The organism is Lysinibacillus sp. FSL K6-0232, assembly GCF_038008325.1.
Classification (GTDB): domain Bacteria; phylum Bacillota; class Bacilli; order Bacillales_A; family Planococcaceae; genus Lysinibacillus.
Map to the genome: position 1 here is coordinate 4,046,898 of NZ_JBBOYW010000001.1, position 14,443 is coordinate 4,061,340.

The 14,443-nt window shown below is 34.8% G+C and carries 12 protein-coding genes and 2 pseudogenes; 9 read left to right on the forward strand and 5 right to left on the reverse strand.

All coding sequences use genetic code 11. The features are described from left to right. Positions 1-41: 41 nt before the first annotated feature. Together MHB42_RS20040 and MHB42_RS20045 are read left to right on the forward strand one after the other, a co-directional pair. Positions 42-1,775, forward strand: coding sequence for a methyl-accepting chemotaxis protein (locus MHB42_RS20040; RefSeq protein ID WP_340808401.1), 1,734 nt, complete (start codon positions 42-44; stop codon positions 1,773-1,775). 239 nt (positions 1,776-2,014) lie between these two features. Next, positions 2,015-2,767: a hypothetical protein gene (locus MHB42_RS20045; protein ID WP_340808402.1), complete on the forward strand. Its 753-nt coding sequence runs from the start codon at positions 2,015-2,017 to the stop codon at positions 2,765-2,767. Between the two features lie 644 nt (positions 2,768-3,411). On the opposite strand, the gene MHB42_RS20050 is transcribed toward MHB42_RS20045, so the two are convergent. Then, complete coding sequence (locus MHB42_RS20050) at positions 3,412-3,636, reverse strand: phosphate-starvation-inducible protein PsiE (RefSeq protein ID WP_340808403.1); 225 nt, start codon at positions 3,634-3,636, stop codon at positions 3,412-3,414. Positions 3,637-3,853: 217 nt separating this feature from the next. On the opposite strand from MHB42_RS20050, the gene psiE reads away from it, so the two are divergent. The 3 genes from psiE (at position 3,854) to MHB42_RS20065 (ending at position 6,982) form a co-directional block, all read left to right on the forward strand. Further along, complete coding sequence (psiE, locus tag MHB42_RS20055; protein WP_340808404.1) at positions 3,854-4,309, forward strand: phosphate-starvation-inducible protein PsiE; 456 nt, start codon at positions 3,854-3,856, stop codon at positions 4,307-4,309. 421 nt (positions 4,310-4,730) lie between these two features. Then, the gene (locus MHB42_RS20060) at positions 4,731-5,738 is read left to right on the forward strand and encodes a hypothetical protein (RefSeq protein WP_340808405.1); all 1,008 of its coding nucleotides are present in this window, start codon (positions 4,731-4,733) and stop codon (positions 5,736-5,738) included. A gap of 116 nt (positions 5,739-5,854) precedes the next feature. Then, on the forward strand, positions 5,855-6,982 hold the full coding sequence (locus tag MHB42_RS20065) for a fused response regulator/phosphatase (RefSeq protein ID WP_340808406.1): 1,128 nt from the start codon (positions 5,855-5,857) through the stop codon (positions 6,980-6,982). A gap of 64 nt (positions 6,983-7,046) precedes the next feature. Here the strand turns inward: MHB42_RS20065 and MHB42_RS20070 are convergent, their stop codons facing one another. The 4 genes and pseudogenes from MHB42_RS20070 to MHB42_RS20085 form a co-directional block, all read right to left on the reverse strand. After that, the gene (locus MHB42_RS20070) at positions 7,047-7,913 is read right to left on the reverse strand and encodes a CheR family methyltransferase (RefSeq protein ID WP_340808407.1); all 867 of its coding nucleotides are present in this window, start codon (positions 7,911-7,913) and stop codon (positions 7,047-7,049) included. Positions 7,914-7,915: 2 nt separating this feature from the next. Then, a complete protein-coding gene (locus MHB42_RS20075) occupies positions 7,916-10,660 on the reverse strand; it encodes an ATP-binding protein (RefSeq protein WP_340808408.1) in 2,745 nt (914 codons plus the stop codon). A gap of 136 nt (positions 10,661-10,796) precedes the next feature. After that, positions 10,797-11,946: pseudogene (gene tnpB, locus MHB42_RS20080) on the reverse strand (IS200/IS605 family element RNA-guided endonuclease TnpB). 11 nt (positions 11,947-11,957) lie between these two features. Beyond that, positions 11,958-12,285: pseudogene (locus MHB42_RS20085) on the reverse strand (transposase). Positions 12,286-12,545: 260 nt separating this feature from the next. Here MHB42_RS20085 and MHB42_RS20090 point away from each other — a divergent pair. The 4 genes from MHB42_RS20090 to MHB42_RS20105 all read left to right on the forward strand — a co-directional run bounded on the left by MHB42_RS20090 (position 12,546) and on the right by MHB42_RS20105 (position 14,403). After that, positions 12,546-12,875, forward strand: coding sequence for a PadR family transcriptional regulator (locus MHB42_RS20090; protein WP_340808409.1), 330 nt, complete (start codon positions 12,546-12,548; stop codon positions 12,873-12,875). Then, a complete protein-coding gene (locus tag MHB42_RS20095) occupies positions 12,872-13,279 on the forward strand; it encodes a permease prefix domain 1-containing protein (RefSeq protein ID WP_340808410.1) in 408 nt (135 codons plus the stop codon). The genes MHB42_RS20090 and MHB42_RS20095 overlap by 4 nt, the downstream gene beginning before the upstream one ends. 2 nt (positions 13,280-13,281) lie before the next feature. After that, a complete protein-coding gene (locus MHB42_RS20100) occupies positions 13,282-13,920 on the forward strand; it encodes a hypothetical protein (protein ID WP_340808411.1) in 639 nt (212 codons plus the stop codon). A gap of 102 nt (positions 13,921-14,022) precedes the next feature. Beyond that, complete coding sequence (locus tag MHB42_RS20105) at positions 14,023-14,403, forward strand: hypothetical protein (protein ID WP_340808412.1); 381 nt, start codon at positions 14,023-14,025, stop codon at positions 14,401-14,403. Positions 14,404-14,443 lie beyond the last annotated feature (40 nt).

Below are 14,443 nucleotides of genomic sequence, written 5' to 3' on the forward strand. Positions count from 1 at the left end.
AACTATATTGTATGTAGTATAGGGAAACGGAGGTTTTATCTATGATTAAATCAGTGCGTATTAAGCTTGTTAGTCTTGCAATTATCGTTATTTTAATAGCTACTGTATTAGTTGGCATCGTTAATTATGTTGTTTCCAAAGGCGAAATAGATGAAATAGGTCGACAAAGTCTTAAAAACGGTACACTCGGTATGCTTGAATTAATTGAACAGCTAGATACTCAAGTTCAAAATGGAACATTAACATTAGAAGAGGCTCAGGAAGCCGCACGAACACAAATTGTCGGGCAAAAAATTGAGGATAACAAACGCTCCATTGATAATCCCATAAAATATGGTGACAACTTCTATTTCTATGTTTTTCAAGATAATGGTATGGTAGAAGCGCATCCATCTTTAGATGGGCAAAATATTATTGACTTACAAACAGAGGATGGACGTTATTTTGTACAGGAAATGATTGATGCGGCAGGGGCTGGTGGAGGTTATGTCCGTTATGACTGGGCCCTCCCCTCTAACCCTGAAGTAGTAGCGCCTAAAATTACCTATGTGGCGATGGATGAGCATTGGGGCTGGATTATTGCAGCTGGTACGTATGAAATGGACTTTAATGCTGGCACTCAAAAAATTTTATATTACACACTTGGTATGACATTTCTTGCCACAATACTTGGTATGGCTCTCTTTTGGTTCTTCTCAGGCCGCATGACAGCCTATATACGTAAAATTATGGTTACAACATCGGATATTGCAAAAGGTAAGCTTACAGGTGAGGACATCCCTGTTACAACGGCAGACGAGCTAGGAATACTTGCTAATAACGTTAATAATATGAAGCATAGCCTACATGAAATGGTTAACAACACAAAAGATAGTGCATCCCAAATGAGAGTGTCCTCAGAGATGCTGAGCGCTATTACTGAGGAAACAACAGCCTCTGCTGAAGAAATCCATCAAGCCATCAACGATATTTCTAAAGGAGCTGTTGTACAAGCAGAGGAAGCTGAGATGGCAATTAGTAAAGTTGAAACACTTTCAGAGCTTATCTCACATGCTACTGATAAATATAGCGAAATTACTAAAAATATGAATGTTATCAATCAATCACAAGAAAATGGAAGACAAAAGGTAGATATCCTACTCCAAAATTCAAATGAATTTACTCAAGTAATTGAGGAGCTACGGGCAAACTTTTCAAACTTAACAAATCAAATGAAGGAAATTCATCAAGTTGTACAAACCATTACATCTATTTCTGAGCAAACAAATTTATTAGCATTAAACGCAAGCATAGAAGCTGCACGTGCAGGTGAGCATGGCAAAGGGTTTGCAGTCGTTGCAGAGGAAGTACGCCACCTCTCTGAGAACACAAATGAAGCTACAAATCGTGTTCGAAACTTATTACAGCGCATAGAGGTTGGTGCTGCTAATTCAGAGGAAAAGATGATTCATACGCTACAGCTCTCTCAAGATCAAGGAATGTCAATTACTGAAGTAAAGGGAGCCTTTACATTTTTAGCAGACTCCATTTCAGATATTACAGAGCATTTTGTTTCACTCGATAAAGGAATGAGAGAAATGGCTGAAAATCGTATAGTAGTCATTAATGCTATTAATGAAATAGCAAGTGTCGCTACACAATCTGCTGCTGCAACTGAACAAATCAATGCCTCTATTGATGAGCAAAAATCAGCCGTAACATCCATTATGCACTCCTCAACAGAGCTGCATACAGAAGCAGAACGCATGCATGACCTAGTAGAACGCTTTACATGATATAAAATAACCTAGTCATGTAAAGCTATATAGTTAGGCTACTTGCTTCCTTAATCCTAGGATCGCTAAGTAGCCTATTTTTCTTGTATTTAATCTTAATACCTATAAATAAAAAATTAAAAAGCTATTATTACTATAAGCTAAAAAAATAATAGCTTCTTTAGGATATAGTAATTAAAGGGTTTTCCATTAAAATATATATTCAATAGTATTAAAATTTGGAAAGGGGCAATTTGAAATTGAAAAAGGAATTTGGTGCGATATTATTGTTAAGTGCTGTTATGCTTTCAGGATGTGGTTCAGATAATATACAAAAGCAGGATTCTAATGAGGTATCAGCAACACAACAGGATACAAAAGATGCAAAATTAATTGGGACTTCTGAGGATAAAAAAGTGAAACTATATGAAGAAGCAAATGATATAAAGCTTGATGTGAATGGAAAAGTGAAGAATTTTAATTGGGAAAACCCTGGTAATACGGGGACAGACCCTCAAGTGTTTTATACAGATGTAACAGAAGATGGTGGAGAAGAGGCTGTTGTTATCATTAATACAGGTAGAGGGACCGAGCTAGATATATTTGATATTCATGTTGTGGATGAGGATTTACATGAAATAAAGGTTCCTGATTATAAGGAGATTACTGAGAACTATATAAAGTCAAATGTTGTGAAAAAAGATGCTAATACATTAGGTATTACAGCGAAGGTGCAAGGAACAGAGCATAATTTGGACTTTGATTTTGCTGATTTAGGTTTCGATCCACAGCCAGATTTAAAGTTAAAGCAGAATGAGCTTGCTTTCGGGGGTACAACCATTTATTTTTTAGAACATCAAAAGATAAAATTAAACCTTATAGGATCAGTGGCAATATCCGCAACTCCAACATATGTAGTTGATTTTATCATTACATATGCATTTGATAATACAAAGAATGAGTTTATCGTGGATCAAATAGATGTGAAACCTGTGGAATATAAAAAAGGATAACTATTTGATGAAACGGTCAGCCTAACAACCTTGGTTATTAAAGGCACTAAGCTATGAGGACTCGACTGGTAAGGAATACAGGCAATTTTAAATTTTTCAATGCTTTAAATGACAAAAACCTGCTTGTATAATAGCAGGTTTCAGACTGTATTATATAAATTGATGTGCAAGCATAAAGCCAATGGGGATCGTTAACCAAAGTAATAAGTTACTCACTATAATTTTAAAATAAGAAGCATTTTCTAACTTTTCTTTGTCAATGAATCTCCACATCAATAGTGTCCCAATAGCCCATATTGGTAAGATTAAAAAGAATTCTAATGTTAAAGCATTAGCGTCACCTATTGCCCCTTCTGCAAAAAAATAAGAAATTAATATTGCAAAAAACCACTAACTAAAACATTGACCTTAACTAAAATTGATTTTAATTTAAACACTTAAATATCATCCTCCCCTTTGCTCACATGTCATTACATCTAAATTATCAACAACAGATAGATACTTCCATTTGCGACACAGGGATAGCCTAAAAAACCACCTCTAAAATGATGTTGTATGTATTTATTACATACCCATTTTAGAGATGGTTTATATCATGTCTTATGAAATACTTATGAATTTGCGTATAACCTTCTTCATTGTTCTTACAGTTTATTAATAACTGCGTGAAGTGTTTCCTTTAACTCTGCATCATGCTTAGAAAGGTCCACAAGATTTCCTAGACGCTCACGTAATACAGGACGCTCAATTACTAGTTTTTCATCAAGCACTTGTACAAGTAATTCAATAATCAGACGGTCACGAACATCTAATGCTTCTTCTAAACGTTCTGGTGTAATTTTCGCATCAGTTTTTGCAGCTTTTGCCATTTTAAAAACCCCTTTTAAATTTTATATTCATGCACATCTATTTTAGCATACTGGTAAATTATTTTGAAAACTTTCTTTCATAAAAATATACCAAAACTTTACAAAAAATAAAATAAAGCTTTACGATAAATTGTTATATTCATATCATAATGCAATGCTATTCAGCCATATGATATGATTAGCACTAATCATTTTTAACATGAATTGGAGGAATTGTATGCAGCAAAAAAGCTCAACTTATTCACAGCTTATACAGGCGATTCCTAAATCGCTACAGCTATTTTTGAATGTGTGCCTTGTACTATTAGCACTCATTCTATCCTTTTTGCTATTTAAAGAGCTGATTGAGTTTCTTAAAATATTACTATTTTCTAAGGAAGGTGGCGATTATAAGCTATTCCTTGCCAATATTCTTATTTTCTTTTTATACTTTGAATTTATCACAATGATTATTAAATATTTTAAAGAGAATTACCATTTCCCGCTTCGTTATTTTATTTACATTGGTATTACAGCAATGATTCGATTAATTATTGTTGAGCACGCCCACCCTCTAAACACTTTAATTTACTCATTGATTATTCTTATACTGATTATTAGTTATTTTATTATTAATATTACACCACTGGAAAGACCGCTTCGTTCATCAATTTTTACAAAAAAAGAGCATTAGCCATCGCCTAAAATGAAATGGCCATTTTCCTTTAAAGCATGAGAGGTTTCATATACTAACAAATTATTTAGCAAAAATTACGTTCACTTTACTTTTCACCCACCCAAAAAGGATACAGGACTATGAAGTGAATGTTTTTTGCTAAAAAATAGAAATGTTGGATGCGCTCTTTTTTATATAATAAATCAACCGCAACAAGCCCTACCCAGCCTAACTCAGCAACAGATCGTTAATAAGCCCCATCCATTTTCCCCTGAAATACTGCTACAATGGTTGTTATAAATGCTAAAAAACCCTGCTCTTTTCTAACCCTCGCTCTTTCCCCTTTGCTGCATATTGCTCATAAGTATTTCATATTAATTTTTATATCCCACTGCACTAGAATAAGCTTGAAACATAATGATTGAGGAGGAATCCATCAATGAATTTAATGGATATTTATATTGATGAGGTAGCTAAAAGGCTGCATAAAGATAAACGTGAAGAAGTAAAACTCAAGCTAAAGGCTACCATTAAAGATATGCTGCCACAGGAGTATTCAGAATCAGACCTTAAGGGAGCACTGAAAAGGCTTGGGAGCCCTGTAGAGGTTGCTGCAAGCTATCGCGATACACCCCGTTTTGTTATTCATTCAAATGTTTACGATCAGTATATAAGAACATTGACATTCGTTCTGCCATGGGCAATTGTTATGACAATCATTGTGCAAATAACAAATAGAGTTATACTTTCTTCAGGAGGAGAGGCACTCCTTTCTACAATCATTTCAGCAATTGCCATGACGATTGTCGCTATTTTTTCTGTGCTATTTCATGTACTCCTTTGGGCTACAATTATTTTTATTGTGATAGATCGATTCGGCTACGATAAAATTTCATTACCTTTTATGACAAACAGTAAGCAATGGACACCTGATGATTTAGTAAGCATAAAAACAATTTCTCAGGAAAAGGCCATTCCTCGCAGTGATACTATGTTTAGTCTTGTAGGTATCGCTATTTTTTCCTATGTTTATTGGAATGCCAATCGTCTTTTAGGTATTTATACAACGAATGAGGACGGTAGCTTAAAATTTGTCATGCCCGTCTTTAATCAAGGCACCTTGCTTTTATTCGCTCCAAGCGTGTTATTTTGTATTATCGTAAGCCTTGCCCTACTATTTTTAAAATGGCGTTTAGGTCAATGGACAATGCTAATTGCCATTATTCATGCAGTGCTTCAAAGTATCGCAACTATTGTTTTTATCCTAATAGTTATTCATCCAGATATCCTGCATAGTGCCGCTCTTCCTTATATTGCGGTTATTACAGAAACTACCTCAGCAAAGGTTGCTTTTGTGATAGACAAAATTTTGCTGATTAGTATCATTATTGCTGTTTTAGCCAATGCATTTGATATTTTCCAAGGATTTAAAAAAGCAAAAAGTTAATTTCCTCTATACTTTTCGATCATCAAAATACCTTTACTCACTAATGTTTTGTATAATAATAGAATTAATAGTCATTGATATGCATGCCAATTCAATTAGAGTAAGGGGAAATAACTATGACCATTCTTCTAGTAGATGACAATCAGGTTAATTTATTTGTCATTGAAAAAATATTAAAAAACGCAGGCTATACAAACTGTGTTTCTTTGGCATCTGCTTATGAGTTATTCGATTATTTACATTTAGATGCACAAAATACAGTAGATTTAATTTTATTAGATATTATGATGCCAGAAATAGACGGAATTGAAGCCTGCAGACGCATTAAGCAACATGAAAAGTTCAAAGACATTCCCATTATATTTGTGACTGCACTTGAGGATAAAAACAAGCTTGCTGAAGCACTGGATATTGGTGGTGTAGATTATATTACAAAACCGATTAACAAAACGGAGCTGCTTGCTAGAATTCGTGTGGCTCTACGTTTAAAAACAGAGCTAGATTGGCATAAACAACATGAAAAGAAGATCACCTATGAATTAGATTTAGCTACACATGTACAAAGAAGCTTACTTAGTCCTCCATTAGATGAAAAGGATATTCGTATAGAAGTTTCATATTTGCCATGCTCTAATTTAGCAGGAGATATGTATTATTGGCATAAAATAGATGACCATCGGTATGCTATTATTTTATTAGATATGATGGGACACGGTATATCTGCAGCGCTTGTTTGTATGTTTATTTCCTCGGTATTAAGGGAGGCTGTGAAACAATTAAATGACCCAGAGCTTGTCATTAAGGACTTAAATCGTTATATGACCCTTTTACAAGATGGCAAGGAACATCAGCTTTATTATTTCACAGCTATTTATTTAGTGATTGATACAAAACAAAAAACAGTCGAATACATAAATGCTGGTCATCCTGCTGGATATGCACTGATTGATGAAAAAACATGTATTCCATTAAATCAAGGTAGCTGTGCAGTTGGCTTTTTTGATGAAATTGAAGTAACAAAGCAATATATTCAATATGAGCAGGATATTCAAATTGTCTTGTTTACAGATGGCGTGTTAGAAGCAATGGGACCATGTGAAATAGAGGCTGAAAAACATTTGCAAGCGCTCGCATCCTCTAAATGGAATTATTCACAAAGCTTAATTGATAATTTATTACCACAGGAACAACAAGAAAATCAGCCTGATGATATGTGTGTATTAATGATTCAAGCTACTTCTTAAATAGCTGCAAATCAGGGGATTGATTTTCATTCCAATCATGTACTTTTGGAAAAATCCACTTTGCTTACCTATTAGCAAAGTGGATTTTTTGATAAATTCTTTCATTGGATGCAAGCTCTATATACTTTGAAGTAACTCCTTCAAATGGCAATGCTTCTTTATCACCTAAACATAAAAACCCTTTATCGCTTAGGCTTTCAGCAAATAAATGATGCACATGGCTTTGTAGCTGTGGTGAAAAATAAATTAATACATTTCGACATAAAATAACATGAAACTCATTAAATGATTGATCTGTAACTAAATTATGCTGAGCAAAAATAATATTTTTCAATAATGCTGGATGAAAATAGGCATATTGATAATCTGTTTTATAGTATTCAGAAAAAGCATGCGTTCCCCCAGCAAGCATATAGTTTTTTGTATATGCCTGCATTTTCTGAATGGGGAAAGCACCTTTCTTCGCCTTTTCTAAAACCTGCTCATTCATATCCGTTGCATACATTACTGCCCTTTCCATCAGCCCTTCTTCTTGCAGCAAAATAGCCATTGAGTATACTTCCTCACCTGTTGCACAACCAGCATGCCATATACGGATTTCAGGATATTGTCGTAAGGCTGGAATAACCTTCTCTCGAAAGGCTTTAAAAAAGCTAGGGTTGCGAAACATTTCCGTTACATTTATTGAAAAATCATTTAATAGCTGCTCTAAAAATGCTGTATCATAAATAGCCTGCTCCTGTACACGGGAAATCGTTGGGATATTATTAATTCTCATCCTATTATGGATTCTTCGCGAAATGGATGAACGATTATATTGTCGAAAATCAAAGCCTGATAAACGATAGATAGCCTCCAGTAACAAATCAATTTCTAAATTTGTTTGCTTATTTAAGCTCTTTGCATGCTCTAAAGGCTGAAATTGCTCCATGCTTATAAACTCCCCTTCGATACTAGCCATACTCTTAATACCGATAGTAATTGCTCTAAATTTAATGGCTTACTAATATAATCGGATGCGCCAGCCTCTAATGCTTTATCACGATCATTTTTCATTGCCTTTGCTGTCAAGGCGATAATTGGCAAATCTGTTTGTTTCATTTGCTGTCGAATAATCGACATTGCTTCATAGCCATCCATATTTGGCATCATAATATCCATAAGAATCAAGTCAATATGATGGTTAGTCTGTACCATTTCTATACACTCAAGCCCATCTTTTGCAATAAGAATATTCATGCCTCTTTTTTCAAGCGTTGTTTTCAGTGCATAAATATTGCGATGATCATCATCCACAATTAAAATATTTTTCCCTTGAAAAACCTCTATCTCATGCTGGGCTATTTCTTCGTTTGCTAATGGCTGTTCCGCTATTATGTCAGCCTGCTTTGCTGTAGCTACAACCTCATTCATCGCAAGCTGCTGACACTGCTCCTCCTCGATTCCATTTGGTAGGCTTGGAAGCGTTACTGTAAAGCTACTGCCCTGTCCCTCTTCACTTTGAAGTGTAATCCAGCCACCAAGTAATTTGGCAAACTCCTTACAAATCGATAAGCCAAGCCCCGTGCCTCCATATTTCCGAACAGTGGCTCCATCAGCCTGCTGGAATGATTCAAAAATAAGCTGGTGCTTATCTTTAGAAATACCGATGCCCGTATCAGACACAGTAATTTCTAGCCAATCATTACTAATCTCTTGCATATTGCTTGTTAGCTGTTGCTGTGTAAGCTGCTGAATCGCTAATGTAACAGAACCACTCTCGGTAAATTTAAACGCGTTTGATAATAGATTTTTTAATATTTGATGGAATCGTTTTTCATCTGTATGGAACACATCCACCACATTATCTGCCTTTGTAATATGGAAAGCTAGGTTTTTCTTCATTGCAACAGGTGCAAATGTATGCTCCATCTGTGCAGGTATCTCATTCATATTTACCTCATTAAAAATAATATCAAGCTTACCTGCCTCAACCTTTGATAAATCTAATATATCATTGATTAATGCCAGCAAATCCTCACCAGAAGAATGAATAACTCTTGCAAATTCTGCTTCCTCATCTGTTAAATTGTTTTGACTATTTTCTGCCAACATTTCTGATAAAATCAAAATGCTGTTTAAAGGTGTTCGTAATTCATGCGACATATTTGCTAAAAATTCAGATTTATAATTGGAATTTACAATAAGCTGTTCTGCAGTTTTTTCTAATTCCGTCTTCGCCTTTTCTAGCTCTCTTGACTTGGATTCTGCCTCTTTTGTTCGTTCCTCAAGCTGTTCATTAATCATTGTGAGCTCTTCCGTCTGCATTTGTAATTCCTCAGATTGTGTTTGAAGCTCCTCTGATTGAACCTGTAACTCCTCAGTCATTGCTCTTGATTCATTTAATAAACGAACAATTTCCATGCGTCCTAAAACACTATTAATCGTTAAGCCAAAAGTTTCGATAACTTGCTTCACTAATTCCTGCTGCAAATGATTAAAGCTCGTCATTGTAGCTAATTCAACAACAGCAATTGCTTCATTTTCAAAAATAATTGGGACAAGCAAAATATTTTGAGGCTTTACTTCTACTAATCCTGTTTGAATGACACGGTAGTCTTGCGGAATAGTATCATAAAATAATATCTTTTTTTCTAACGCACATTGACCAATTAATCCCTGTCCCAGTTTGAAGCTGTTTATACCAACACTATGCCCCCCATCAGCAAAAGCAGCTTTTTTCATAAACTGTACTTGATCCTCCACTTCCTCTCGGATATATAATGCACCAAGAGCGGCCTCTGTTTTTTGTGCTACCTCTGATAGAAAGGTTTCAGCCAATCCTGTAAGTGCTGAAATACCTTGATATTTCTTCACAATATCTGCAACATTTGTTTGAAGCCATTCTCGTTTTTCAACGGACTCTAAAAGTATATTTGTTGCATCTGCAAGACTCTTCACTTCATCATTCGTCTTTACATGAATACGTCTTTTGAAGTTTCCCTTTGTTGCGGCAATTTCTTGAATTGTTTGCGTGACCTCTGCGATAGTTTTCACAATCGAGCGAGAAATTCCACTTGCGATAAGAATAGAGATCGCAGAAATAGCTATTAAAATACCAAATAAGCCGACCGTTAACTGACTATTTTGCTTATCTAATTGATGAGCTTTTGTTTGTGTATAGACATTTTCAGTAGAACGGAAGGAGTCAAATAGCTTACGCATTTTTTCAATATCCTGACGCCCATTATCCACTTTAAAAAATTCATTTAATGCTGCTGTATCATTATCCTTTGTAAATTGAATCGTTGGATTACCTGAATGTTCAATCCAATGTTCAATTGTTTCTTCTATTTCTTGTAATTTTTCCTTTTGAGTTGGCCTACCTTTTATTTGTAAATACAGATTATTAATATCCAATTTCCAACTTTCTGCTGCATTATCATAAGGCTCAAGATAGCTTGGATCACCTGTAATAATAAAAGCTCGCTGACTGGATTCCATATCTAATACATATTTTTCGATATTATTCGTAAGCGCTTGAACCTTTGAATCATATTCAATAATATAATTTCTTTCCTCCTGCAAAGAGGTAATTTGATGATTTAATATAATAACGGCTGCAAGCAGACAAAGAATTATAACGATATAACCTAATGTAATTTTGGAGCGTATTCCTAGTTTTAGCCTATTCAACATTTGGTTTTCCTACCTTTACCTTTTCATTCTACTTCTTATTACTAACATACAATCAATTGAACTACCCCCACTTACTCGCTAACGCTCCTTGAAGTGGGAGATTCCTAAGAACACCAGCGTAACCGCTAGTTATGGATTAGGCTATCCCCGTAGTCCCTACGGTTAGAAGCCTTATTGCTTCATTTTTTAGGTTTATACTTGCGTTCATATCTCTGTCATGATGTATTTCACAAGCAGGACAATTCCATTCACGAAGGTTTAGATGCTTAACGTCTTTGTTTTTGTAACCACAAGATGAACACAATTGGCTTGAAGCAAATGTTTTGGATACAGTCACTACTTGTTTGCCGTACCATTTTGCTTTGTACTCAAGCACCGTTCTAAATTGTGACCATGCTGCTTCACTGATTGCTTTCGCTAACTTGTGGTTTTTTAGCATATTGGACACTTGCAAATCTTCGATACCGATGACATCGTGGTTTTTGATGATTTCAGTTGAGATTTTTTGCAAATAGTCTGTTTTTGCATGCGCTATTTTTTCATGAATACGTGCTACTTTACGTTTTGCTTTTGATAGTTTTTCGCTTCATCTAGCTTACATTTTCGTTTGAATGCTACTTCCTGTCGCCTAGACAGAATACGCTGTTCTTCTACTAACTTTTCTTCTAATGTGCGAAACCATTTAGGGTTGCCGAATCGTTGCCCTGTAGAAAGAATCGCAAAATCTTTGAGTCCTACATCGACACCGACAGAAGAACCTGTTTTTTCTACTGGCTGCACGTCTGTTTCAGCAAGAATGGATACAAAGTATTTACCACTTGAATTGCGTCTGATTGTCGCGTTAAGTATACGCCCTTCAACCTCACGACTTTTTGCAAACTTGACGAATCCAAGTTTGGGCAACTTGATTTTGTTTCCTACAATCGCTATATTGCCGTTCGTATATTTCGTTGTGTAAGATTGTACTTTACTTTTTTAGACTTGAAACGTGGTGCTTTGTTCTGTTTTTTGAAGAATCTTGCATAAGAATCCGCAAGGTTTTTAAGGGCGGATTGAAGCGCAATGCTGTCTACTTCTTTCAACCATACGAATTCTTTTTTTAATTGCGTTAATTCAGCAGAAAATAAATGGTAAGATAATCCTTTGCCTGTTTCTTTGTACATGTCGTTCCATTTTGCTAAAAAATGGTTGAACACAAAACGAGAACAGCCAATCGCCTTTGTGATGAAGATTTCTTGCTCTTTGTTTGGATAGATACGGAATTTGTATGCCTTGTTTACCAACATTGCTTTTCACCTCACTTTAGACCTTGATTTTCGATATACTTTTTAACTACGTTGATGGGAGAACCACCCGTAGTTAATAGACAAAAACTTCTTGACCAAAACATTTCTTTCCATCATTTTTTTCTTACTTGTGTAAAGTCCTTTTTCATCATTTGAATAGAACGTGAATATGGTCATCCATTCAACTAATGATATATTGTATTTCTTTCCTAACTTGACAAACATATCTTTTGCATAGTCAGATATTTCGTTATCAAAGACTTTTTTACGGTATTTAACAACTAATATAAGATGGTAATACATCAAGAACACTGAATGATTATTACTATCTAATTTCATTGAAATACCAGCCTTTCTTTTAGATAAGACTGATTCTATCATAGCACAAAAAACGAGATAATTTTTAGGCTTATACCTAGCCGACAGAAGACTCCCACTTACTCGCTAACACTCCTTGAAGTGGGAGTCTTCTGTCGGAAAACGATAAAACAGGTGTGTTGATTTCTGTTACTGCTACAAAATAAATTACTTTTACAGATAGAGTAATATTTGCTAATATTACTCTGACAGATAGAGCAATAAACTAAAGTAGGTGACTTATGGTTCGAAGTGATATTATCCGAGGACATTTGGATGCGATTATTTTACGACTAATTTCGGAAAGGGATCGCTATGGCTATGAAATTTCTCAGGAAATAAGTCTTCGTACAAACAATCGTTTTCAAATTAAAGAAGCGACATTGTATGCTGTGTTCCAACGTCTTGAAAAAAGAGAAATTATTGAAGCCTATTATGGAGATGTTTCGCATGGTGGCAAAAGAAAGTATTATCGCATTACTCCACTAGGTAAAGCCTATTTAAGTGAATTAGTAAAAGAGTGGTCGGAAGTAAAAGAAATTATCGACTTATTTATGGAGGACTTAGAATGAAAAGAATAAAAAACCATATTGATGAGCTTTTTAAGGATATTCCGCATAACAATGAAACCGAAATGGTGAAACAAGAAATCATTGAAAACCTTGAGGAAAAAGTATTTTATTTGATGGAGCAAGGAAAAGAGCAAGAGGATGCCATTAATAAAGCTATTGTAGAATTTGGCGATATGGAGGATTTAAAAAAGGAGCTTGGTGTGAGAGAGCCTGCTAAAAAAAGTATGGCAAAATTAAATTTAGAGTTTTCTGTTTGGGGCAGTATTTTAATTATTGCATTTTTTATTTTTATAAATCTTTATTACACACCACATACAATTTGGGCGATTTATCCAATTTTCGCAATCCTTTGGTGGCCGCTATCAATGTATTTCGTATGGTCACGCAAGAAATGGAGTGAATAACTATGAAAAACTTTATTAACTTTTCACTAGCAGGAAGTTTAATGACTATTATTTTTTTAGGCATTGTCAATTACATAACTTCTCCTCAAACGTTGTGGTTTATTTACCCTTGCTTATTACTATTGCTATGGCCAATTACATTAATTTTTATGGTAAAAAAAATGTACAAACAATATTCACTCGTTTGTAGTATGATGATAATTGCATTTCTTATTGTAGAAAATTATTTAGATGCGCCTCAACATTTATGGTTTGTTTATGCCATTTACCCAATTATTTGGTGGCCTATTCTTATGTACTTAGGTGAAAAAGCTAAAACATTACAAGTTGCGCTAATTGGCTGCATATCCACGATTATCTATTATTCTTTATTAAATATAATTATTTCTCCTCAGTACCCTTGGGCTATTTATCCTGCATTTTTAGTGTTATGGTGGCCTTTAGCTTTATATCATGCCCAACGGAAAACTTTTGTAGCTTTCTCTGTTACAGCTACATTATTAATTAGTATCTTTTTTATTATTGTAAATATCGTTTCTTCGCCAACTATTATTTGGGCAATCTACCCTATTTTCGTTACACTATGGTGGCCTTTAAGTATGTATTTTTATGTATATAAAAGGAAAATATATCATATATAAGAATGGTATCAAATGGTTGGACTTCACAATATTATTAATTTAGACTAATAAACATACAATTCCTTTGACTTTGTTTAAACAATAATAGTGAGGTGAGTGACATTGACCTATATCATTATAATCCTCGTCATTTGTTCTCTTATTTCTGGTGCATTCATTATTACCAGTGTTGTAAAACAGATCAACGCAAGTAAGCAAGTGTTTCAACAGCAAAAGGAAATCTTGGATGAGGGTACGCCTGCCAAAGCTGTGGTTAACGCTATTGAACATACAAATGCCATGATTGGCAATCACCCGAAAGTAGTACTAGATTTAACTGTTACTCTACCAAATGGAGAAATGACAAATACGATTATCAAGACCGCCATTCCTATCGTACACATCCCTTCATTCCAAAAAGGTGAAGTCATCGACGTAAAATATAAAACAGTCAATGGGCAACTGAAATTTGAGGTAGTAGACTCTTATTCGCCTTATAGCTAGCATGTCAAGAAGCTCCTTTTTGAACGAAGGAGCTTATACT